Genomic DNA, 22,057 nt, shown 5'->3' on the forward strand with positions numbered 1-22,057 from the left:
TGCGGAATCCGGTTCTCAGGCGGGATTCAGCGAACTTCGACGACGACCTTGCCGAGGAGGTGCCCGTTCTCGACGAGGGCGAGGGCCTCACCTGCGCGGTCGAGCGGGAACACGTTGTCGATGCGCGGGTTCAGCACGCCCGACGCGGTCAGCTCTGCCAACCGTGCGAAGGCGGCGGTCGTGCGATCGCGAGCGACTCCTGAACCACCCCACTCGGATGCCAGCACCGGATCTGCGACGCTCACGATCGGTGTCCCGGACCGTGCGGCAGTCGCTGCCCCACGCAACGTCTCTCCGCCGACGAGATCGACGATGGCGTCCACCGGCTGGGTGACCGCGGCGGAGATATCACTGCCGGAGACGAAAAATCGGGCCCCGAGGCTCTCGATCCACTCCCGTTTGCCCGCGCTCGCCACTGCTACGACGCCGATACCGTCCGCCCGTGCGAGTTGCAGCACGGCCGAGCCGACACCGCCGCCCGCGCCGAGCACGAGAACGGTATCGCCCGAACTTCTGGCCAACTGGCGCAGCGCGTCGTACGCGGTTCCCGCCGCGACCGGCAAGGTGGCCGCCGCGGCCCAGGAGACCGTCTCGGGCTTGTGCGCGGTACTCGATGCGTTGAACACGGTGTACTGCGCGTAACTGCCGTGTCCCGACGCGGTTGCCCCGAATACGTGGTCGCCCACCGAAAAGTCGGTCACACCGGTGCCGATATCGACTACGGTGCCCGATGCTTCCCGCCCGAGCACGGCAGGCAGAGTGATCTGCACCGTGTCTTTGCGGGTGCCTTTCCGCACCTTCCAATCTGCGGGATTCACACCGGCCGCGTGTACCGCGACGAGAATCTGGCCCGGTCCGGGCTCGGCAACGGGGAACTCGAGAAGGGACTCGGTTTCGGGTCCGCCGTATTCGCTGAAGCCGTACGCGATCATGAGACCACTGTGCCTTATTTTCGAACCGATCGGCACCGTGCGGAGTGGCTTCGTCCGGCTGCCTCACCGAGGTGATGTCGGTGCGTCCTGGTTGGATGGACCGATGTTGCACGGTCTGTGGTCTCCCGGTGCCGGGCTGATGCTGTGGGACGACGAGATCACCACCGGTGACGAGCCCGACCTGCCCTCGGCTCATGCGCAGGTGCTCACAAGAACGTTTCGGCATCGTGCTGCGGTGTCGTTTCCGGCAGCCGGACCTGGTGCGACCGCCCAGGCCCCGGTGCAGATTCCGGCCATCGCGCTCGCGCCGCACGACGCGGCAGACCTGCTGTTGCGAACGCCGTCCGATCACGCGCTGATCTCCGGCGACCTACGTTTTCTGGCGCACGTCACGCGTGGAATCGAACGATGGGTCCGCGGTGGGCGGGTTGTTCCTGCGCTGAAGCTGATCGACGGGCAGTGGTGGCCACGGTGGCGTCTGGTCGGCGGCGAACGTCAGCGAGCCTGGCTCAGCGAACTTTCCGTGTCGATGCCGTCGGTGCAGCGAGCGAACGAGCGACCGAGAAAGATCCTCGACGACATGGTCGACGAGCTCACCGATCCGATCGTCAAATCGCTTCTCGGCAGGCCCGACTCGGAACATCCGCTGCTGTCCGCGTTGGTTCGTGACGACCCGTACAGCGATGGCACTCAGCAGATCTCGACCCTGTTGGACAAGTGGCGGGCAAGCCTCACCGTCGACGAGCCGTCTCTGGTGTTGCGTCTGCTCGAACCCGATGACGAGGCCGACGCCGAGACCGACGCCGACACCGACGAGTCGGCGGAGTCGTTCTGGACCTTGCAGGTGTGTTTGCGGGCAGACGGCGAAGCTCCGCGGCCGGTTCCGATGAGCCGCAAGGTCGATGCCACACTGCTGTCGATCGCCGTGCGCAAACTCGGCGAGGCAGTCGCCGCATACCCGAGGCTGCGTGATGTGCCGTCCCAGGAAGGCACCCTGGATCTGTTGCTCCCCACCTCGGTCGTCATCGATCTGGTCGAACACGGTGCGATGGCGCTACAGTCCACCGGCACAACGGTGTTGCTCCCGCGGGCCTGGACCAGGCTGGACCCATCGATGAGGTTGCGCGTCGAGTCACCTGCAGTGACCAAAGCGGCCGCGGATCGCGCGGTCGGCATGGACGAGCTGGTGTCCTACGACTGGCAGCTCCAACTGGGCGACATGGTGCTCACCGAAGCGGAGATGAACAGGCTCGCTGTCTCGAAGGGTGACCTGGTTCGGCTTCGTGGTCAGTGGGTGTTGGCCGACGGCGGTCAGCTCGCACGAGCAGCGAAGTACGTCGCAGAGCATCACGGCGACGGAACCGCGTTGAGCACGCTGATGCGGGAGATGACGCTGGCCGACCCGCCGCCTGCCCCGGTCCAGGACATCCGGGCCACCGGCTGGGCGGCCACGCTGCTCGAGCCCGGCGCAGTACCGGAGACGATCCCCGTGCCCCACGGCGTCGACGCAGTGCTCCGGCCCTATCAGCAGCGGGGACTCGACTGGCTCGCGTTCATGAGCCGGCTCGGTCTCGGGGCGGTGCTCGCCGACGACATGGGTCTGGGCAAAACACTGCAGGTGCTCACACTCCTTGCCCACGAACAACATCCGAAGCCGACGCTGCTGGTGGCACCGATGTCGGTGGTGGGCAACTGGCAACGCGAGGCCGCGAAGTTCACGCCTGCACTTCGGGTCCTCGTGCACCACGGCCCGGCTCGGTCGAAGGGCGACGATCTCGACCGAGAGATCGCCCAGCACGACCTGATCGTCACCACCTATGCACTGATGGCAAAGGACCGCGCGCAGCTGTCGGAACAGATGTGGCGACGAGTGGTACTCGACGAGGCGCAGCACATCAAGAACGCCGGCACAGTTCAAGCGAAGGCAGCGCTCGCCATCCCCGCGGAACACAAGCTGGCCCTCACCGGCACGCCCGTGGAGAACCGCCTCGACGAGCTCAGATCCATTCTCGATTTCGCCAATCCGGGAATGTTGGGAAGGCCGTCCGATTTCCGGAAGCGGTTCTCGGTGCCGATCGAGCGTGAGAACGACGAGAACGCCGTCTCACGTCTGCGGGCCATCACGTCGCCGTTCATTCTGCGACGGGTCAAGACCGATCCGACGGTCATCTCGGATCTGCCCGAGAAGAACGAGATGACGGTGCGCGCCAACCTCACCGCCGAGCAGGCTGCGCTGTACAAGGCTGTCGTCGACGAGATGATGGCGCAGATTGCCGATGCGAAGGGTATGAAACGCAAGGGTGCCGTCCTCTCCGCACTCACTCGACTCAAGCAGGTGTGCAACCACCCGGCCCATTTTCTGTCCGACGGATCGTCGGTGCTGAAGAGAGGTCAGCACCGGTCCGGCAAGATCGGGCTGGTCGAGGACATGCTCGATTCGATTCTGGGCGACAACGAAAAGGTGTTGTTGTTCACTCAGTTCAGAGAGTTCGGCGAGCTCGTGGCACCGTATTTCGCCGATCGTTTCGGAGCCGAGGTGCCGTTTCTGCACGGCGGAGTGAGCAAGACCAAGCGCGATGCGATGGTGGAGAGGTTCCAGGGCGACGACGGTCCACCGATCATGATGCTCTCGCTGAAGGCGGGTGGTACCGGGCTCAATCTCACTGCCGCGAATCACGTTGTGCACCTGGACCGGTGGTGGAACCCGGCGGTCGAGAACCAAGCGACGGACCGGGCCTTCCGCATCGGACAGCGTAAGAACGTCGAGGTACGCAAGCTGTTGTGTGTCGGGACGGTGGAGGAACGAATCGACTCGATGCTCGTCTCGAAACAGGGCCTGGCAGATCTGGCGGTGGGCACCGGGGAGAGCTGGGTGACCGAAATGGATACCGCGGAACTGCAGGAGCTGTTCCGGCTCAGCGAAGATGCGGTGGGTGAGTGATGGTCGACTTCTCGCAGTACGGAAAGCGCCGAAAAGCCAAGGGCGGCATCGAGTCCCGAAACAAGCGCGGAGCCTTCGGGCAGACGTGGTGGGGTAGGCACTTCGTTGCTGCGATGGAGGACCTTGCCGATCCTGGTCGTATCGCGCGGGGGAGAACGTATGCGCGTCAGGGGCAGGTTCTCACTCTCGGTGTCGAACGTGGGCAGATCTACGGCGAGGTTCAGGGCAGCCAGCTCGAGCCGTTCTCGGCCTCGGTCACCGTCGAACCGCTGACCTCGGGTGAAGTGGACGCGCTCGTCGCTCGGGTGAGATCGAATCCCGGGATGCTGGCCGAATTGGCGTCGAATGCCATTCCGCAGGCGTTGGCCTCGATGTTGCTGCCACACGACAAGGGCCAGCTCGATTTCGATTGCACGTGCCCCGACGACGGGTGGCCGTGCAAGCACGCAGCGGCGTTGATGTACATCGCAGCCGAACACATCGACGCGTCCGCGGCGACCATTCTGACCCTGCGCGGAGTGGACCTCGATCAGCTCATCGAGGGCGTGGGCGATGGAGGCGACGACGTCGATGCCGACGACTGGTTCGCCGATCGTGCGTCCTTCCCCGACCTTCCGCAGGTGACGTTCGCGCCCGCGATGGAGGACCTCGACCCGCTGATCCTGCGTCGGGTCTTCCGCGCCGACGGATCGCCCGAGGCGGAGGTCAGCCGAGCGTGCGCCGATCTGAGGCAGTTCTACGACCGGATGTGACCGGATCTGGACTTACATGGACATCCGACTATAGGATGGGCGTACTTCAATTTCCACGCTCCAGGACGGACTGATTCCATGGCTCGCGAACTCACACACTTCATCGGCGGTAAGCATGTCGCCGGCACGTCCGGAAAATTCGGGGACGTCTTCGATCCGAATACCGGCGAGGTACAGGCCCGTGTACCTCTCGCCGATGTGTCCGAGGTCGAGGCTGCCATCGCCGACGCCGAACAGGCGCAGCGCGAGTGGGCCAAGTGGAACCCGCAGCGTCGCGCGCGGGTGCTCATGAAGTTCCTCGCGCTCGTCACCCGCGACATGGAGGAACTGGCGCGTCTGCTCTCGTCGGAGCACGGCAAGACCATCGCCGACGCCAAGGGCGACATCCAGCGTGGCGTCGAGGTCGTCGAATTCGCTGTCGGCGTACCGCATCTGCTCAAGGGCGAGTACACCGAGGGTGCCGGCGGCGGCATCGACGTCTACTCGATGCGCCAGCCGCTGGGCGTCGTCGCCGGCATCACCCCGTTCAACTTCCCCGCGATGATTCCGCTGTGGAAGGCCGGCCCGGCGATCGCCTGCGGCAACGCGTTCATCCTCAAGCCCTCCGAACGCGACCCGTCCGTTCCGCTCAAGCTCGCCGAGCTGTTCCTGGAGGCAGGCCTGCCGCCGGGTGTGTTCAACGTCGTCAACGGCGGCAAGGATGCTGTCGACGTGCTGCTCACCGACGATCGGGTCAAGGCGATCGGTTTCGTCGGCTCGACGCCCATCGCCCAGTACATCTACGAGACGGCCGCTCAGCACGGCAAGCGCGCACAGTGCTTCGGTGGAGCGAAGAACCACGCATTGGTGATGCCCGATGCCGATCTCGACGAGGTCGCCGACGCGTTGCTCGGGGCCGCGTACGGTTCGGCCGGCGAGCGGTGCATGGCGATTTCCGTCGCGGTTCCCGTCGGTGAGGAGACCGCAGATGCGTTGGTCGCCAAACTGACCGAGCGAGTGGCGAAGCTGAAGATCGGTCGCAGCGACGACGAGGACGCGGACTTCGGACCGCTCGTGGGCAGCGATGCGCTCAAGCGCGTCAACGATTACACCCAGATCGGTGTGGACGAGGGTGCCGAGCTGGTCGTCGACGGGCGCGGTTTCAGCCTCGAGGGTCACGAGGGTGGATTCTTCGCGGGCGCAACACTGTTCGACAAGGTCACCACCGACATGCGGATCTACAAGGAAGAGATCTTCGGACCTGTTCTGATCGTCGTCCGCGCGAAGGATTACGAGGACGCTCTGCGTCTGCCCACCGAACACGAGTACGGCAACGGCGTCTCGATCTTCACCCGTGACGGCGACACCGCTCGCGACTTCTGCTCCCGCGTTCAGGTGGGCATGGTCGGGGTCAACGTGCCGATTCCGGTGCCGATCGCTTACCACACGTTCGGTGGTTGGAAGCGTTCAGGATTCGGTGATCTGAACCAGCACGGACCGGACTCGATCCGCTTCTACACCAAGACCAAGACCGTCACTCAGCGGTGGCCGTCGGGCACCAAGGAAGCAGCTGCACAGAATCACTTCGTCATCCCGAACATGGACTGATCGGTCATGTTCACATTGAACGAGGACGAGCGTGCCATCAACGACACCGCTCGCGAGTTCGCCGACGAACTTCTCGCACCGAACGCCGTCGAATGGGATCAGCAGAAGCATTTCCCGGTGGACGTGTTGCGCAAGGCCGCCGGTCTCGGGATGGGCGGCATCTACATTCGTGAGGACGTCGGTGGATCGGGCTTGACCCGAGTCGACGCCGTGCGCATCTTCGAGCAGCTCGCCACCGGGGATCCGTCCATCGCGGCGTACATCTCCATCCACAACATGGTCGCCTGGATGATCGACACGTACGGCGACGACGAGCAGCGGCAGCGTTGGCTTCCGGGCCTCTGCGCGATGGACCAGTTGGGGAGCTACTGCCTCACCGAACCCGGCGCTGGATCGGATGCGGCAAAGCTCGGAACCAAAGCCGTCCGCGACGGCGACGAATACGTGCTGGACGGCGTCAAGCAGTTCATCTCCGGCGCAGGCACATCCGAGGTGTACGTCGTCATGGCCCGCACCGGAGCTCCGGGTCCCCGCGGCATCTCGGCGTTCATCGTGCCGAAGGACACCGAAGGACTGTCGTTCGGCGCGAACGAGAAGAAGATGGGGTGGAACGCTCAACCCACCCGCCAGGTGATCCTCGAAGGTGCGCGCGTTCCGGCTGCCAACCTGCTGGGCAGCGAGGGCGACGGATTTCGTATTGCGATGAACGGCCTCAACGGCGGACGCATCAACATCGCCGCGTGCTCGATCGGCGGCGCACAGTCCGCTCTCGACAAGGCAGTTGCTTACCTCGCCGACCGCAATGCATTCGGTGCGCGCCTGCTCGATTCGCAGGCCCTGCAGTTTCGGTTGGCGGATTTCAAGACCGAGCTCGAAGCTGCCCGAACTCTGCTGTGGCGAGCAGCGGACGGGTTGCAGAACAATGCAGCCGACAAGGTCGAGCTGTGCGCGATGGCAAAGCGTTTCGGTACCGACACCGGATTCGAGGTCGCCAACGGTGCGCTGCAGCTGCTCGGCGGATACGGTTACCTCGCCGAGTACGGTGTCGAGAAGATCGTCCGTGACCTACGGGTCCACCAGATTCTGGAAGGTACCAACGAGATCATGCGCGTCGTCGTCGCTCGTTCGATCGTGGGTGCGGCGTGAGTGACGTCCTCCTGGAGGTGTCCGGAGGGATCGGTCGGATCACCCTCAACCGCCCCAAGGCCATCAACGCCCTCTCGCACTCGATGGTGCAGCAGATAGCTCCGACGTTGGCGCAGTGGGCAACCGACGACACCGTCGACGCCGTCCTGTTGACCGGTGCCGGTGAGCGGGGGCTGTGCGCCGGTGGGGACATCGTCTCGATCTATCACGACGCGAAAGACGGAGGCAGCGGCAGTAAGGACTTCTGGCGCGACGAGTACGTCCTCAATGCCGCGATCGCTCGGTTCCCCAAGCCCTTCGTTGCCATCATGGACGGCATCGTCATGGGCGGCGGCGTCGGTCTCTCGGCACATGCCAACACTCGCATCGTCACCGAGCGTTCCAAGATCGCGATGCCCGAGGTCGGCATCGGCTTCGTTCCGGATGTCGGTGGCACGTTCCTACTTTCGCGTGCACCGGGCGAGATCGGCACTCATTTCGCGCTCACCACGGCGCGGATGAATGCGGCCGACGCCATCGCGATCGGCTTCGCCGATCACTACATCCCGTCGGAGAAGCTCGAGGAGTTCTACACCGCCCTCGAGACGGTCAGTGTCGGAGAAGCCGTCGCGACGTTCAGCGAGTCGGCCCCGGAATCCGCCATTGCTGCTCAGCAGGAGTGGATCGACGAGTGCTATGCCGGTGATGACATCCAGGGCATCGTCGACGCTCTGGCCGCATCGTCGGTGCCGGAGGCACAGCAGGCCGCGAAGGACATCGTGTCCAAATCGCCGGTGTCGCTCGCGGTGACGCTGCGGTCGCTCCGGCGGGCGGCGACGCTGCCTTCCCTCGAGGCCGTGCTCGACGAGGAGTACCGAGTGTCGGTAGCCTCGCTGAGCAGTCATGATCTGGTCGAGGGGATTCGGGCGCAGGTAGTCGAGAAGGATCGCAATCCCCAGTGGCAACCGGCCACATCGGCGGACGTCACCACCGAGGATATCGACCGATACTTCGCGCCCTTGGGGGATTCCGAACTCGGTCTGTCGAAAGCACACACAGAAGGTGAGCAGTCATGAGCGAGAAGACGATCGGCTTCATCGGTCTCGGCCATATGGGCGGACCGATGGCCGCCAATCTGGCGGCGGCCGGCTACACGGTGCAGGGCTTCGATCTGGTGCCTGCGGCGCTCGAGCAGGCCACGAAGGACGGTGTCACCGTGGTGGAATCTGCAGTCGCGGCTGTGGCCGGAGCCGACATCGTGATCACCATGTTGCCGAACGGAAAACTGGTACTGGGGCTCTACGCCGACCTGCTTCCTGCTGCGGCACCGGGGACTCTGTTCATCGACTCGTCGACCATCGATGTCGCCGACGCGCACGCTGCGCACACATTGGTGCACGAGGCCGGACACCGCAGCCTCGACGCCCCGGTCTCGGGTGGTGTCGGGGGAGCGGCCGCAGGCACGCTCACGTTCATGGTCGGTGGTTCGGAGGACGATTTCGCCTCCGCCGCTGCCGTTCTCGACGTCATGGGCCGCAAGGTCGTGCACTGCGGACCGGCGGGCAACGGTCAGGCCGCCAAGATCTGCAACAACATGATTCTCGGCGTATCGATGATCGCCATCAGTGAGGCCTTCGTGCTGGGGGAAAAGCTGGGCCTGAGCAACCAGGCACTGTTCGACGTGGCGTCGACTGCGTCCGGTCAGTGCTGGGCGCTCACCACGAACTGCCCGGTGCCCGGTCCGGTTCCGACGAGCCCCGCCAACAACGAGTACAAGCCCGGATTTGCTGCGGCACTCATGGACAAGGACCTTGGTCTGGCGGCGAATGCGCTGCGCGACAACGGGGTCGAGGGAGTCCTCGGTCTGCGCGCAGCCGAACTCTACGCGCGGTTCAAGGAAACGTCCGGCGGGGGAACCGACGTGGACTTCTCCGGGATCATCAACGACATCCGCGAACGCTCGAACGGAGCAGCCCAGTGACCGACTACGAAACCATCCTGCTCGAACGCCGGGGACGCGTCGGCATCATCACGCTCAACCGCCCGAAGGCGTTGAACGCGCTCAACTCCCAGTTGATGCGCGAGGTCGTCGCGGTGGTCGAGGAGCTCGATGCCGACTCCGAGATCGGTGCCATCCTGATCACCGGGTCCGAGCGAGCCTTCGCGGCCGGTGCAGACATCAAAGAAATGCAGCCCAAGTCGTACATGGACGTGTACCTCGACGACTTCTTCGCGGCGTGGGATCGATTGGCATCGGCACGGACGCCGTTGATTGCGGCGGTGTCCGGCTATGCACTCGGCGGAGGGTGCGAACTGGCAATGCTGTGCGATGTGCTGATTGCCTCGGACACAGCGGTCTTCGGGCAACCCGAGATCAAGCTGGGCGTGATTCCCGGGATCGGCGGGTCGCAGCGGTTGACGCGGGCGGTGGGCAAGGCCAAGGCCATGGAGATGTGTCTGACCGGTCGCAACATGAAGGTCGACGAAGCCGAGCGCGCAGGGCTCGTCTCGCGCATCGTGCCGGCTGCGGACCTTCTCGAGGACGCCATCGCAACCGCGACCACCATTGCCGAGATGTCGCTCCCGATCACCATGATGGCAAAGCAAGCCGTGAACCGATCGTACGAGTCGAGTCTGAGCGAGGGCGTTCTGTTCGAGCGCCGCGTGTTCCATTCGACGTTTGCTACGGAGGATCAGAAGGAAGGCATGTCGGCTTTCATCGAGAAGCGCACGCCCAACTTCCAGCACCGCTAGCGCTGCACGCGTGCTTTCGGGTCGTTCCGCGGGCTCCACTCCCGGGGTTGTCCTACCTGTCGGGGGACAGGAGGGCAGCCCCGCGGGCCGAGACCAGCTCGGGCATCATCGGCACCAGCGTCGTCAGACCGGTCCGCAGCTCCAACGACCGCGCGATCGAGGTGATGTTCGCGCCGCCGCCGACCACCACGATGGACTGCGGTCTGGCTCCGGATAATTCGATGGTCTGATCGACGAGCATGCCCGCGTACCGCACGGGGCCGGCAATCAGATCGTCGAAGTCGCGCCGCGTCAGCACGTGGCGCGCGGTCCCGGACGGGTCCGCCGTACTGACGACGGAGTCGACGCTCAGTTGCTCTTTGATGGATCGGCTGGCGTCGATTCCGAGGCGAACCCCGTTGGCGGAGAGCAGTCTACGGACCGAGTGATCGAGATCGTCTCCGCAGAACGTGGATGTACGACGCGTCATCAGCGTCCGAGACGACGCGAGATCGATGACGGTGACCGTGGTTCCAGTGCTGCCGATATCGCACAATACGGTGACGCCGTGATTCGGTACCAGCCCGATGAACCGTAGGTAGCGCACTTGCGCAGCGGTTTCCGGCACGAGTGACGCCGTGCGGGCGGTGCCGCGGGTGGCGACCGAGCCGGGATCGGTGGCAACTCGGTACGCGATGGCCGAGAATTGCACCGGCAGCGACATCGTCGCAGCAATGGAGTGGATAGCGTCGACTCCGGTGGCGATCGTCGTGGCCAACGGCTGGCCGGGCGCGCGGCGGACCGTTCTCGACACGATCGGTGTGCGATGTGGACTGTCCAGATACGTCAGAATTGCACGTGCACCGTGTGCACCCGCTCCGACCCCCAACACCAGCACCCGCCCCGCCCTTCGACAGATCTGCCTCGCCTTGCGCGCAGTGCCATTTCACCACGAACGGTACGGGTGTTCCATTTACTTGTGACGAGTCACGATCATTATCGAAACGATGTGGTGATGTCATCACTGTCGAAATCGCCTGCATCCGAACGTAGTTCCGCAAGGATGCGAACCAGAGCCATCAGCTTGTCGCGCGCGAGCCCGGGCTTGGCGAATACCAGCGTGTTCAGGCGTTCGGTGGCTTCGACCGCCAACGTGCGCCCCTGCTCGGTGATTTCGACCAAGGTGGTCCGTCGATCGCTGGGATGGGGAATGCGACGCACGTAGCCGACGGATTCGAGTCGGTCCACCGCATTGGTCACACTGGTGGGGTGCACCTGCAGACGAGCACTGGCCTTCGCCATCGGTAACGCGCCGTTCTTGGTGAACGTCAACAACGTCAGCAGTTCGTACCGCGAAAAGGTCAGTCCCGTCGGCTTCAACGCTTCCTCGACTCGGGCCAGCATGATCTGCTGTGCGCGCATGAGCGAGGTGACAGCGGCCATACCGTCGGCGGCATCGGACCACCCGTGCTTGGTCCACTGACGGTGAGCCTCTGCAATGGGGTCGAGGGGAAGAGGCGACGGTGCTGGCATACAGACCATCCTCCCACGGTGTCCGGTTCGCGCGTCTACCGAATGACGGTGCGAACTACAGCGAGTGGCACTCGATCGGTGATCGCTGCTCGGGTCCGCGAAATCTGCTCGCGGGCATCGGCTGTGCGCGCAATGTCGGTCTCGTCAGCGGTCAGGGCTGCATCCAACAGACTCAGTTGAGCCAGCACGGAGTCGACATCGGCGGTGGAGCGCGCCGCACGACCGACCCTCTCGGCGAGGCGTATTCCGGCCTGGACCACCATGGGACTGCCGGTTCCGTAGATGCGCACTGCATCGAGCGCATGGTCGATCAGGACCGAGGCGGACACCCGCTGAACTATCAATCGCACCGGTCCGTCGGTTCCGCGCCGTCCGCGCAAGGGTGCCGGCCGTTGGACCAGAGACACGAGTCCGACGGAGAGATCGTCGATGGCGTTGCGTGCCGTGTATGGATCGTTGACTCCGGTGGACAGTGCCCGGACTGCCATTTCTGTCATCTGCTCGACTGCGAACGCGATGTCGTGGCGAGGCGTCCTGCTGGTGCCGATGTCGAAAGACCCACGGACGCGGTCGATCGATTCGGCGGAGATGTCGGCCGAACGTTCGGCAAGGATGTCGACGAGCGGCTCACCGGAGACGACGTGGTCGCCCGGTACCCGATGAGTCTCGATCAGCGTGCCGTTGTCGGTCGCGATGCCGAGCAGCGCGTCCTCGTCGATGTCGATGATCACCCCGGATGTCTCGGCCAGCACCGTCACGTAGACAGGTGGTTTCGAGATGTCGTCTATCGATGCGGCGTCGTCGGGACGATCGGTCGGATAGAGGGAGTCGACGGATTCCGACAACTCGTCGCGAACCCTCGCGGACAGGGTGGCCACCTGAATCGACTGCGCGATGTGATGGATGAAGTAGACGAGTACGCCCACGTCGACCACGGCAAGCGCCACGGCAACGTTGACGGCAATGTCGGGAACGAACACCGAGCCATCGGATTCGATCGATCGGATGGAGCGCAGGACCATCAGCGAGTAGAGGAACGTCGCCCCGAAGATGCCGAGCACCACCTGATTGCCGCGGTCGGCCATGAAGTTTCGCACCAGGCGAGGACCGTAGGACGAACTGGCCGTGGCGAGAACGGAGATGGTGATCGAGAACGACGTCGCGGCCACGCCCAACATCGAGCCGCCGATGGCACCCAGAATGTCCCGGCTGCCACTGGCGCCGACGTGATAGAGCAATGAACCCGTCAGGTCTATGCGGGTGTCGAGTACGTACCGGTCGAGGCTGACGAGTGCTTGCGCGAGCAGGAGCGCGAGAACTCCGAGGACAGCAGGAATGAACCAGAACGACTCCCGCAACTTCGCCATGTATTCCTTCACGTGGACAGTCTGCCCCAGCGTGTCCGAATCAACCCTCCGGCGTTCGAGTCGTCGATGTCGCGTCAGGCCAACAGTGCGGGTTTGCGAGCAACGGTGACAGCCCACTCCGCGTCGTCGCGCCAGGGCCGCAGATCCCACGTCGCGAAACGATGTTCGACGGCAAAACCGACCGCGGTCAAATCCGCGTCGAGTGCGGCGACGGTGTAGTCGCGATCGGTGGCGAATCCGGTGACGAACACTCCTCCGTCCGTGAGATGTGCCCAGATGCGTTCCAGCGCTTGCCGTTCGGTGCCCGGCTCCATGTAGACGAGAACGTTGCCTGCTGCGACTGCTGCGTCGAATGTCCGTCCGAGATTCAGCGTCGTCAGATCAGCGATGTGCACGTCTAGTTCTGGACGTGCTCGCGCGGCCTCGGCCAGAACCGGATCGAGATCCACTGCGGTCACTCGGTGTCCGCGGCGAGCCAGTTCGGCACCGAGTCGGCCGGTGCCGCATCCGGCATCGAGAATGCTCGACGCGGGGGAGACCAACGCATCGACCATGCGGGCCTCGCCGTGCAGATCCACGCCGCGTTCGGCCAGGCGGTCGAATCGCTCGATGTAGCGCTTGGAATCGTCGGCTGAGTTCTCGGTTTGCCAGCGTGTGGTCATGCCGCCAGGGTAAGTCAGTTCGATTCTTCGAGGGCTGCCCGGGCTTCGGCAACGCGTGCCTTGGCGGCCTCGAGTGCCTCCGCTGCCGACTCGGCCTGCTCGACGCTGGTTCTCTCCGCTGCCCGCGCCGCCTTCGCTCTGGCTCTGGCGGCGTCCAGCTCGGCTTCTATCCTCTCGACTTCTGCTGTGGCGCTGCGTCGTTCGGACGCGGCACGTTCTGTGTCGGAGTCAGCAGTGTCGGCCGCATCGCGTGCGGCATCGAATGCGGCTTCGGCAGCGTCGAGTTCGGCGACCAATCGATTCTGTTCGGCCTCGCGCAGCTGATCGGCCTCTGAGGGGTTCTTGGGATTGGACTCCGCTGCGGACTCGGGTACGTCATCGGCAGTGTCCGGTACATCGTCGGTCTCGGTCTCGTCGTCGGGTGGGTCGGGAACGAGTGAGAGCAGCGCCGGCCCGAAGCCGCTGTAGGTTTCGGCCGTGACGGTTCGGCCCGCCCGCACGCGGTCGCGAATCTCGGAATCGGCCATCGCCGCGTTCAAGGTGTTGGCGATCTCGCGCGCAGCATTGTCGCCGACGGTCACTCCGAGCTCGCGCCCCAGGGAGATTGCCTTGTCCGTCAGTGCGCGTATCGAAGTGCTTCGAGCAGTGGACAATTCGCGCAGACGGGAGCCGTCGCCGCGCTGCTGAGCTCGTTCGAGCTGCTCGCCGACCTCGAACAGTTCCGCCAGGGCAGATTCGTCTCGACGGGTAAGGCCGTTGACCAACCACGCAACGACCGTCGGCTTACGGAGGGCACCGATCCGTTTGCTGCCGGCTTTGTCGCCGGCCTTCTTGAACTGGGCGACGTACGCAGAGCGATGCGAGACGAAATCGGTGGGAGGGAGCGAATACAGGTCGTCGACAACCGTGTCGATGTGGGGGAGATCCTCGGACATCGAAGTCCACCGTCTCGCTCGAGCAGTCACATTTCTGCGGTGACCTGCGTGAAAGATGTGTGCCCCCGGCAGGATTCGAACCTGCGGCCTTTCGCTCCGGAGGCGAACGCTCTATCCCCTGAGCTACGGGGGCAAACCGGCTTCGGCCGGCGTGCCTGTTGGGCTGTACGAAAGACTAGCGCATACGTGACCGGAGCCGAAATCACCCCTCGGGCAGCGGCTGCGCTCCCTTCGCGGCAAGCATCTGCTTCATCAGCGTCGACTCGCTGGTCTGGGTGGCCACCATGGATTTCGCCAGGTTGACCACTGCAGGAGACTGCGCATGGGTCTGGGCGTATTCCATCATGGCCAGACCGCCCTCGTGGTGGCGCAACATGAGCTGTAGAAACATCACGTCGACGTCCGTGCCGGTCGCCTGCCGAAGCGCGGCGAGCTCCGCGGAACTGGCCATGCCCGGCATCGCCCTGGTGGGATCGGAGGAGCCCGGTTCCATCGACATTCCGCCCATCGAATGGCCGTGAGAGTCGTCCTCGGCCATCCAGGTCATGTAGCCGTCGGTCGATATCGGTGCGCGGTCCCACAGAGCCAGCCAGCCCTGCATCTGGCCGACCTGATTCTGCTGAGAGGTCAGCATGTCGAACGCCAGACTCTTCACGGCCTGATCGGGAGCGTTGGTCAGGGCCACCGCGGCCATCTCGATGGCCTGGTTGTGGTGCACGGTCATGTCCTGAGCGAAACCGACATCGACCGAGTCCGCGGCGGGCGAGTTGTCACCGTCGCCGAACGGACTCTGCACCAGGAAACCCAGTGCGAACCCGATGGCCAAGACGGCAATCAGAGCCAGGGCCACCAACGCTGTGCGCTGGCTCGGCTTGGTTTCGGACGGGTCGGTGGTCGAGTCGACTGTGGATTCGGTCATCAGCTCGCGGGAACCTGAAGATCGCTTGGTAGCTGCGCGCCACCGGGCAGGCCGCCCGGCAGTCCGCCGGCCCCGCTGGTCTCACTGGCGTCGGGGGTGATGCCGGCCCCGTCCATCGGAACGGCGTCCGCGCCGGGTGCGGAGGCGTCGAACAGCGGGGGATTGTCCGGATCGAAGGCGTTGTCACCTGCGCCCGGTACCGATGCGCAGCTGGCACCGACCTCCGGGTAGGCGAAGCGGTTCAGGCGCAAGGCGGAGATGAACTGGCCGATGCGCTCGTCGTCGACGCTGTCCAGTTTGAGCTGGTGGCCCCAGGACTGCAGCGACACAGGGGTGTCGAGACCGGGGTAGGGCGACATCATCATCTGGGTCTCGCCGTCGACGCGGTCGGCCAGCGTCTGGACCTGATCGTCGTTCAGGTCGTCGGGGTTGTAGGTGATCCAGACGGCTCCGTGCTCGAGGGAGTGCACAGCGTTCTCGGTACGGATGGCCTCGGGGTAGACGATTCCGGTGCAGGTGGCCCACACGGCATCGTGCGGTCCGCCGAAGGGCGGCGACTGGTCGTAGGCCACTCGCTGGGTACGCGCAACGTGCAAGGCCGCCGGGTACTCCTGGATCGCGACGCCGGCGATCCCCGTAGACGGATCCTGGTTGCTCTCGCTGGGTGCGAACTTCTGTGCTTCGGCGCGGTCCTGGTACTTGGGGTACAGGTTGATCCCGAGTCCGGCGACCAAGCCGACGACCACTACGACTCCGGCAACCGTCAGCCAGGGAATCTGCCTTCCCTTGGCGGCGGGCACGCCGCCCTTCTTCTTGCGAGCTGACTTCTTGTTGGCTGCGTTGATGGCTTTGTCTGCCTTCGCAGCCGACTTGTTCTGACTGCCTTTGTCGGGACCCGTTGGCATCGCTGTAGTTGCTCTCTCAGTCGAGGAAAGTTGGTGGTCGGTGTCGCTGGTCGTGCGTATCTGCTGGTGACGGCGTTGACCACGGACCGTCCGCGCAGAGCGCCCTTACTGTACGTTCTCTGCCTGAGAGCGTGCTCAGAGCCTGCAACGAGCGCATCGCGTGAGGTGGGCTCGCGATCGGACGGGCAGTGGATGCGAGTACGCCGCGCACCAGCCAATAGGATAGCTACCTGTGACTCCCGCCGATCTTGCCGAACTGCTCCACGCGACCGCCGCGAAGGTGCTCGCCGACCGCGGCCTGGACGCATCCGTTCTACCTGCGAAGCTGACCGTCGAGCGTCCTCGCAACCCCGAGCACGGCGATTACGCGACCAACGTGGCTCTGCAGGTCGCGAAGAAGGCCGGTGCCAATCCGCGCGACTTCGCAGGCTGGCTAGCCGAAGCTCTCGCAGCCGACGCGGCGATCGACAGCGCCGACGTTGCAGGCCCGGGATTTCTGAACATCAGGCTGGCCGCTGCAGCGCAGGGCGAGATCGTCGCCCGCGTGCTGTCCGCCGGAGCCGAGTTCGGTAACGGATCCTCGATGTCGGGCAAGAAGGTCAACCTCGAGTTCGTTTCTGCCAACCCCACCGGGCCGGTGCACCTCGGCGGCACCCGTTGGGCAGCCGTCGGCGACGCATTGGGCCGCATCCTCACCGCGCACGGTGCCGAGGTCACTCGCGAGTACTACTTCAACGATCACGGCGCTCAGATCGACCGCTTCAGCCGCTCGTTGATCGCCGCGGCCAAGGGGGAACCCGCCCCGGAGAACGGGTATGCCGGCGAGTACATCGCCGAGATCGCCGAGCGGGTGCTGGCGAAGGAACCGGATGCGCTCGCACTGGCCCCCGAGGCACAGGAAGAGACGTTCCGCTCCATCGGCACCGAGCTGATGTTCGACCGCATCAAGGCGAACCTGCACGAGTTCGGTGTCGATTTCGACGTCTACTTCCACGAGAACTCACTCTTCGAGTCCGGTGCCGTCGAGAAGTCGGTCGACTACCTCAAGGGCTCGGGGAGCCTCTACGAGGAGGACGGGGCCTGGTGGCTGCGGTCCACCGAGTACGGCGACGACAAGGACCGCGTCGTCATCAAGAGCGACGGCAACGCCGCCTACATCGCCGGCGACATCGCGTACTTCCAGAACAAGCGTCAACGTGGCTTCGACCTGTGCATTTACATGCTCGGAGCGGATCACCACGGCTACATCGGACGGCTCAAAGCGGCCGCCGCTGCGTTCGGCGATGACCCGGCGACCGTCGAGGTACTGATCGGCCAGATGGTCAATCTCGTGCGCGACGGTGTTGCCGTGAAGATGAGCAAGCGCGCCGGAACCGTCATCACGCTCGACGACCTGGTGGACGCCATCGGCGTCGACGCCTCCCGGTACGTCATGATTCGGTCGTCCGTCGACTCCAGCATCGACATCGATCTGGCCCTCTGGGCGAGTGCGAGCAACGAAAACCCCGTGTACTACGTCCAGTACGCCCACGCCCGGCTGGCCTCGCTCGCGCGCAATGCCGCCGAACTGGGAATCGTTGCGGATCAACCGGATCTGAGCCTGCTCACCCATGAGCAGGAAGGCGAGCTGATCAGGACGATCGGCGAGTACCCGCGCGTGGTGGCCAGTGCCGCCGAACTGCGTGAGCCACACCGGATTGCCCGCTACCTCGAAGAGTTGGCGGGTGCTTATCACCGTTTCTACGGTGCGTGTCGAGTACTTCCACAAGGAGACGAGGAGCCCGGACCTGTGAACACCGCACGACTGGCGTTGGGGAACGCGACCCGGCAGGTCCTGGCCAACGGCCTCGAACTGCTCGGGGTCAGCGCACCGGAGCGCATGTGAGCGCGCATCCGGCCGGACCGAAGCATGCCGACGCACCCGCGAAACAGTCGACGTCCCAGCGCCCGGTGAACGCGTCCGAGATGACCGCGCTGCCCGATCAGGTGTGGCCCCGTAATGCCGAGCGCGGTGACGACGGAACGGTTCGTCTCGCTGGAGTATCGGTCACCGAACTCGCGGAGCAGTACGGGACTCCGCTGTTCGTCATCGACGAGGATGATTTCCGTTCGCGTTGCCGCGAAATGGCAGCCGCCTTCGGAGCGCCCGAGCGAGTGCACTACGCCTCCAAGGCATTTCTGTGCGGCGAGATCGCGCGCTGGGTTGCCGACGAAGGGCTCTCGCTCGACATCTGTTCCGGTGGCGAGCTTGCTATCGCGTTGGCCGCAGGGTTTCCGGCGGATCGAATTGCCATGCACGGCAACAACAAATCGGTCGCCGAACTCGAGGCGGGCGTGCGCGCGGGCGTCGAGCATGTGGTTCTCGACTCCAACATCGAGATCGACCGTCTCGACGCCGTGGCCGGCGCGGCCGGAGTGGTGCAGGACGTTCTGATTCGCATCACCGTCGGTGTGGAAGCGCACACGCACGAGTTCATTGCGACCGCGCACGAGGATCAGAAGTTCGGCTTCTCGCTCGCCGACGGTTCGGCACTCGACGCGGTCCGCCGCGTGTTCGCTGCCGACAACCTTCGCCTCGTGGGACTGCACAGCCATATCGGATCGCAGATCTTCGAGGTCGACGGCTTCGAGTTGGCAGCACACAAGGTCATCGGCCTGCTCCGAGACATCGTCTCGGAATTCGGTGTCGAGAAAACCGCACAGATCTCGACGCTGGATCTCGGTGGTGGCATGGGCATTTCGTACGTTGCCAGTGACGACCCGCCGCCGGTGGAGCAGCTCGCGGCCAAGTTGACCGCCATCGTGGAGACCGAATCTGCTGCGGTGGGCTTGCCGGTTCCGACGATCGCCGTCGAACCCGGTCGTGCCATCGCCGGACCGGGCACCGTCACGCTGTACGAGGTGGGCACCATCAAGGATGTCACCGTCGACAAGGCAACGCGCAGACGCTACATCAGCGTCGACGGCGGAATGAGCGACAACATTCGCACCTCGCTCTACCAGGCCGAGTACGACTGCCGATTGGTCTCGCGGTCCAGCGAGGCTCCCGCCGTTCTGGCGCGAGTGGTCGGAAAGCATTGCGAGAGCGGCGATATCGTCATCAAGAACACATGGATGCCGGCGGACGTCGGGCCGGGTGACCTGCTCGCTGTAGCGGCCACCGGTGCCTACTGCTACTCCATGTCCAGTCGCTACAACCTGCTGACGCGGCCCGCAGTGGTCGCAGTCAAGGACGGGCGAGCGCGCCTGGTCCTACGGCGGGAAACCATCGAAGATCTGCTCAGCTTGGAGGTTCAGCCATGACATCGAAGCCGATAGGCGTCGCCGTACTCGGACTCGGAAACGTCGGCAGCGAGGTCGTTCGAATCCTCACCGAGAACGCCGAGGATTTCGAGGCGAGAATCGGTGCGCCACTGGAGATTCGGGGCATCGCAGTGCGTCGGATCGACGGCGATCGTGGAGTGCCGGCCGAGCTGCTGACCGACGATCCGGCCGAGCTTGTCGGCCGGGACGACGTCGACATCGTCGTCGAGGTGCTCGGCGGCATCGATATTCCCCGCAAGCTCGTGCTCTCCGCGCTCGAGAAGGGCAAGTCCGTCATCACCGCGAACAAGGCCCTCCTGGCCGAGTACACCGGTGAACTTGCGGACGCTGCCGAGAAGTCGCGTGCCGATCTGTACTTCGAGGCGGCCGTGGCCGGAGCTATTCCGGTCGTTCGTCCACTGATGCAGTCCCTCGCGGGCGATCGAGTGAACAAGGTTGCCGGCATCGTCAACGGCACCACCAACTTCATTCTCTCCGCCATGGACGAGACGGGAGCGGACTACGCCGAAACCCTGGCAGAGGCAGGACGTCTGGGCTACGCCGAAGCCGACCCGACCGCCGATGTCGAAGGCTACGACGCGGCGTCCAAGGCGGCAATTCTTGCCTCGATCGCCTTTCACACGCGCGTCACCGCAGGTGACGTTTACCGCGAAGGCATCAGCAAGATCACCTCGGACGACCTCGAAACCGCGAAGTCACTGGACTGCACCATCAAGTTGTTGGCCATCTGCGAGCGCATCGTGACGGCCAAGGGTAAAGAACGAATTTCTGCTCGGGTCTACCCGGCGCTCGTTCCGCTCGAGCACCCGCTGGCATCGGTGAACGGTGCGTTCAACGCCGTGGTCGTCGAAGCCGAGGCGGCCGGCCGCCTGATGTTCTACGGGCAGGGCGCAGGTGGTGCTCCCACCGCGTCCGCAGTGTTGGGCGATCTGGTGATGGCCGCGCGCAACAAGTTCTACGGGGGACGGGGCCCGCTCGAATCCAAGTACGCCAAGCTCAAGGTGGCCCCGATGGGTGACATCCTCACTCGTTACTACGTCAGCATGCAGGTAGCGGACAAGCCCGGTGTCCTGGCCACCGTTGCGGCCGAGTTCTCCAAGCGGGACGTCAGCATCTCCACCGTGCGTCAGCAGGGCTCGGGTGACGGAGCCAGGCTCGTCGTCGTCACCCACCTCGCGGCCGACTCCGCTCTGTCCGAAACCGTTGCATCGCTCGAACAGCTCGACGTGGTCGTCCACGTCGCCAGCGTTCTCCGATTGGAAGGCACCACCGTATGAGCGTCCACACCCCCTGGCCCGGTCTGATCGAGGCATACCGCTCGCGTCTGGCGATCGGACCGGACTGGAAGACCGTCACGCTGCGCGAGGGCGGAACTCCGCTGCTGCCCGCCGGGCATCTGTCCGAATTGACCGGCTGCACAGTGCATCTCAAGGTCGAAGGGCTCAATCCCACCGGTTCCTTCAAGGACCGCGGAATGACCATGGCCGTCACCGACGCGCTCGCCCGGGGCCAAGAAGCCGTCCTCTGCGCCTCGACCGGCAACACCTCGGCCTCCGCAGCCGCCTACGCGGCCAAGGCCGGAATGAGCTGCGCCGTACTTGTTCCGCAGGGCAAGATCGCCATGGGCAAGCTTGCTCAGGCAGTCATGCACGGCGCGAAAATCATTCAGGTGCAGGGCAACTTCGACGATTGCCTCGAACTGGCCCGCAAGACCACGGCCGAGTTCCCGACCATCGGTCTGGTCAACTCCGTCAATCCCGTCCGCATCGAAGGCCAGAAGACCGCAGCCTTCGAAATCTGCGACGCCCTGGGAGACGCGCCGGACATTCACGCGCTGCCGGTCGGCAACGCAGGCAACATCACCGCGTACTGGCGCGGTTACTCGGAGTACTTCCGTGACGGTCTCACCACGCGCAAGCCGCGGATGCTCGGAGTCCAGGCCGCGGGCGCCGCACCGTTGGTTCACGGTGCGCCGGTGAAGGACCCGGAGACGATCGCCACCGCAATCCGGATCGGGTCACCCGCATCCTGGAACGGTGCCGTCAACGCCAAGGAAGAATCGAACGGAGCATTCCGCGCGGCTACCGACGAGGAGATCCTCGAGGCGTACCGATTGATCGCGAAAACCGAGGGCGTGTTCGTCGAACCGGCCTCCGCGGCCAGCGTTGCCGGATTGTTGGCGGCTCGCAAGGAAGGCTGGCTCGAGCCGGGCCTGACCGTCGTCTGCACAGTGACCGGTAACGGCCTCAAGGATCCCGACACCGCGTTGGCGGGTATGCCTGTCGTAGAACCGATTTCGGTCGATCCCGTCGCTGTGGCGGCTGCGCTCGAGCTGGCCTGAG

At 64.6% G+C, this 22,057-nt stretch carries 19 protein-coding genes and 1 tRNA gene; 11 read left to right on the plus strand and 9 right to left on the minus strand.

The features are described 5' to 3' along the window. Positions 1 to 26: 26 nt before the first annotated feature. Positions 27 to 932, minus strand: a complete 906-nt coding sequence (locus CH305_RS16355) for an NADP-dependent oxidoreductase (RefSeq protein WP_094704260.1) — start codon at positions 930 to 932, stop codon at positions 27 to 29. A 103-nt stretch (positions 933 to 1,035) separates the two neighbouring features. Between CH305_RS16355 and CH305_RS16360 the strand changes: the two genes are divergently transcribed. The 7 genes from CH305_RS16360 to CH305_RS16390 all read left to right on the plus strand — a co-directional run bounded on the left by CH305_RS16360 (position 1,036) and on the right by CH305_RS16390 (position 10,091). Continuing rightward, on the plus strand, positions 1,036 to 3,873 hold the full coding sequence (locus tag CH305_RS16360; RefSeq protein WP_094704282.1) for a DEAD/DEAH box helicase: 2,838 nt from the start codon (positions 1,036 to 1,038) through the stop codon (positions 3,871 to 3,873). Continuing rightward, on the plus strand, positions 3,873 to 4,625 hold the full coding sequence (locus CH305_RS16365; protein ID WP_057477846.1) for an SWIM zinc finger family protein: 753 nt from the start codon (positions 3,873 to 3,875) through the stop codon (positions 4,623 to 4,625). Before CH305_RS16360 ends, CH305_RS16365 begins: the two co-directional genes overlap by 1 nt. 78 nt (positions 4,626 to 4,703) lie before the next feature. Next, positions 4,704 to 6,212: a CoA-acylating methylmalonate-semialdehyde dehydrogenase gene (locus CH305_RS16370; protein ID WP_057477847.1), complete on the plus strand. Its 1,509-nt coding sequence runs from the start codon at positions 4,704 to 4,706 to the stop codon at positions 6,210 to 6,212. A gap of 6 nt (positions 6,213 to 6,218) precedes the next feature. After that, complete coding sequence (locus CH305_RS16375) at positions 6,219 to 7,358, plus strand: isobutyryl-CoA dehydrogenase (protein ID WP_094704261.1); 1,140 nt, start codon at positions 6,219 to 6,221, stop codon at positions 7,356 to 7,358. Continuing rightward, a complete protein-coding gene (locus tag CH305_RS16380; RefSeq protein WP_094704262.1) occupies positions 7,355 to 8,413 on the plus strand; it encodes an enoyl-CoA hydratase/isomerase family protein in 1,059 nt (352 codons plus the stop codon). The genes CH305_RS16375 and CH305_RS16380 overlap by 4 nt, the downstream gene beginning before the upstream one ends. Further along, entirely contained in the window at positions 8,410 to 9,318 is a 909-nt protein-coding gene (gene mmsB, locus CH305_RS16385; protein ID WP_057477850.1) for a 3-hydroxyisobutyrate dehydrogenase, read from the plus strand. The genes CH305_RS16380 and mmsB overlap by 4 nt, the downstream gene beginning before the upstream one ends. Next, complete coding sequence (locus CH305_RS16390; protein ID WP_094704263.1) at positions 9,315 to 10,091, plus strand: enoyl-CoA hydratase; 777 nt, start codon at positions 9,315 to 9,317, stop codon at positions 10,089 to 10,091. The genes mmsB and CH305_RS16390 overlap by 4 nt, the downstream gene beginning before the upstream one ends. 52 nt (positions 10,092 to 10,143) lie before the next feature. Here CH305_RS16390 and CH305_RS16395 read toward each other — a convergent pair whose 3' ends face one another. The 8 genes from CH305_RS16395 to CH305_RS16430 all read right to left on the minus strand — a co-directional run bounded on the left by CH305_RS16395 (position 10,144) and on the right by CH305_RS16430 (position 16,391). Next, a complete protein-coding gene (locus CH305_RS16395) occupies positions 10,144 to 10,968 on the minus strand; it encodes a hypothetical protein (protein WP_094704264.1) in 825 nt (274 codons plus the stop codon). 98 nt (positions 10,969 to 11,066) lie between these two features. Then, the gene (locus CH305_RS16400) at positions 11,067 to 11,603 is read right to left on the minus strand and encodes a MarR family winged helix-turn-helix transcriptional regulator (RefSeq protein ID WP_032402876.1); all 537 of its coding nucleotides are present in this window, start codon (positions 11,601 to 11,603) and stop codon (positions 11,067 to 11,069) included. A 35-nt stretch (positions 11,604 to 11,638) separates the two neighbouring features. Next, positions 11,639 to 12,982, minus strand: a complete 1,344-nt coding sequence (locus tag CH305_RS16405; RefSeq protein ID WP_094704265.1) for a DUF2254 domain-containing protein — start codon at positions 12,980 to 12,982, stop codon at positions 11,639 to 11,641. A 62-nt stretch (positions 12,983 to 13,044) separates the two neighbouring features. Further along, a complete protein-coding gene (locus CH305_RS16410; RefSeq protein ID WP_094704266.1) occupies positions 13,045 to 13,632 on the minus strand; it encodes a class I SAM-dependent methyltransferase in 588 nt (195 codons plus the stop codon). A 14-nt stretch (positions 13,633 to 13,646) separates the two neighbouring features. Beyond that, on the minus strand, positions 13,647 to 14,567 hold the full coding sequence (locus CH305_RS16415) for a hypothetical protein (RefSeq protein ID WP_094704267.1): 921 nt from the start codon (positions 14,565 to 14,567) through the stop codon (positions 13,647 to 13,649). A 60-nt stretch (positions 14,568 to 14,627) separates the two neighbouring features. Beyond that, positions 14,628 to 14,700 (minus strand) — tRNA-Arg (locus CH305_RS16420). A 69-nt stretch (positions 14,701 to 14,769) separates the two neighbouring features. Then, positions 14,770 to 15,486: a DUF305 domain-containing protein gene (locus CH305_RS16425; RefSeq protein WP_057477856.1), complete on the minus strand. Its 717-nt coding sequence runs from the start codon at positions 15,484 to 15,486 to the stop codon at positions 14,770 to 14,772. Continuing rightward, entirely contained in the window at positions 15,486 to 16,391 is a 906-nt protein-coding gene (locus CH305_RS16430; protein WP_094704268.1) for a DUF3105 domain-containing protein, read from the minus strand. Before CH305_RS16430 ends, CH305_RS16425 begins: the two co-directional genes overlap by 1 nt. Positions 16,392 to 16,623: 232 nt before the next feature. Here CH305_RS16430 and argS point away from each other — a divergent pair, with 232 nt between their 5' ends. From argS to thrC, 4 genes are read left to right on the plus strand one after another with little or no spacing between them, the layout of a single operon-like run. Further along, positions 16,624 to 18,276 (plus strand): arginine--tRNA ligase, encoded by a 1,653-nt coding sequence (gene argS / locus CH305_RS16435; RefSeq protein ID WP_057477858.1) that lies wholly within the window; start codon positions 16,624 to 16,626, stop codon positions 18,274 to 18,276. Beyond that, the gene (gene lysA, locus CH305_RS16440; protein WP_057477859.1) at positions 18,273 to 19,694 is read left to right on the plus strand and encodes a diaminopimelate decarboxylase; all 1,422 of its coding nucleotides are present in this window, start codon (positions 18,273 to 18,275) and stop codon (positions 19,692 to 19,694) included. The genes argS and lysA overlap by 4 nt, the downstream gene beginning before the upstream one ends. Beyond that, on the plus strand, positions 19,691 to 20,992 hold the full coding sequence (locus CH305_RS16445; RefSeq protein ID WP_094704269.1) for a homoserine dehydrogenase: 1,302 nt from the start codon (positions 19,691 to 19,693) through the stop codon (positions 20,990 to 20,992). Before lysA ends, CH305_RS16445 begins: the two co-directional genes overlap by 4 nt. After that, positions 20,989 to 22,056 (plus strand): threonine synthase, encoded by a 1,068-nt coding sequence (gene thrC, locus CH305_RS16450; protein WP_057477861.1) that lies wholly within the window; start codon positions 20,989 to 20,991, stop codon positions 22,054 to 22,056. The genes CH305_RS16445 and thrC overlap by 4 nt, the downstream gene beginning before the upstream one ends. Position 22,057 lies beyond the last annotated feature (1 nt).

Origin of the sequence: Rhodococcus sp. 15-649-2-2 (assembly GCF_002258645.1) — a bacterium.
GTDB lineage: Bacteria > Actinomycetota > Actinomycetes > Mycobacteriales > Mycobacteriaceae > Rhodococcoides.

Bases quoted from the DNA above. Each gene is read 5' to 3' on its own strand.
- CH305_RS16355 (WP_094704260.1), bottom strand. From the start codon at position 932: ATGATCGCGTACGGCTTCAGCGAATACGGCGGACCCGAAACCGAGTCC.
- CH305_RS16360 (WP_094704282.1), top strand. From the start codon at position 1,036: ATGTTGCACGGTCTGTGGTCTCCCGGTGCCGGGCTGATGCTGTGGGAC.
- CH305_RS16365 (WP_057477846.1), top strand. From the start codon at position 3,873: ATGGTCGACTTCTCGCAGTACGGAAAGCGCCGAAAAGCCAAGGGCGGC.
- CH305_RS16370 (WP_057477847.1), top strand. From the start codon at position 4,704: ATGGCTCGCGAACTCACACACTTCATCGGCGGTAAGCATGTCGCCGGC.
- CH305_RS16375 (WP_094704261.1), top strand. From the start codon at position 6,219: ATGTTCACATTGAACGAGGACGAGCGTGCCATCAACGACACCGCTCGC.
- mmsB (WP_057477850.1), top strand. From the start codon at position 8,410: ATGAGCGAGAAGACGATCGGCTTCATCGGTCTCGGCCATATGGGCGGA.
- CH305_RS16400 (WP_032402876.1), bottom strand. From the start codon at position 11,603: ATGCCAGCACCGTCGCCTCTTCCCCTCGACCCCATTGCAGAGGCTCAC.
- CH305_RS16410 (WP_094704266.1), bottom strand. From the start codon at position 13,632: ATGACCACACGCTGGCAAACCGAGAACTCAGCCGACGATTCCAAGCGC.
- CH305_RS16415 (WP_094704267.1), bottom strand. From the start codon at position 14,567: ATGTCCGAGGATCTCCCCCACATCGACACGGTTGTCGACGACCTGTAT.
- CH305_RS16425 (WP_057477856.1), bottom strand. From the start codon at position 15,486: ATGACCGAATCCACAGTCGACTCGACCACCGACCCGTCCGAAACCAAG.
- CH305_RS16430 (WP_094704268.1), bottom strand. From the start codon at position 16,391: ATGCCAACGGGTCCCGACAAAGGCAGTCAGAACAAGTCGGCTGCGAAG.
- CH305_RS16445 (WP_094704269.1), top strand. From the start codon at position 19,691: ATGACATCGAAGCCGATAGGCGTCGCCGTACTCGGACTCGGAAACGTC.
- thrC (WP_057477861.1), top strand. From the start codon at position 20,989: ATGAGCGTCCACACCCCCTGGCCCGGTCTGATCGAGGCATACCGCTCG.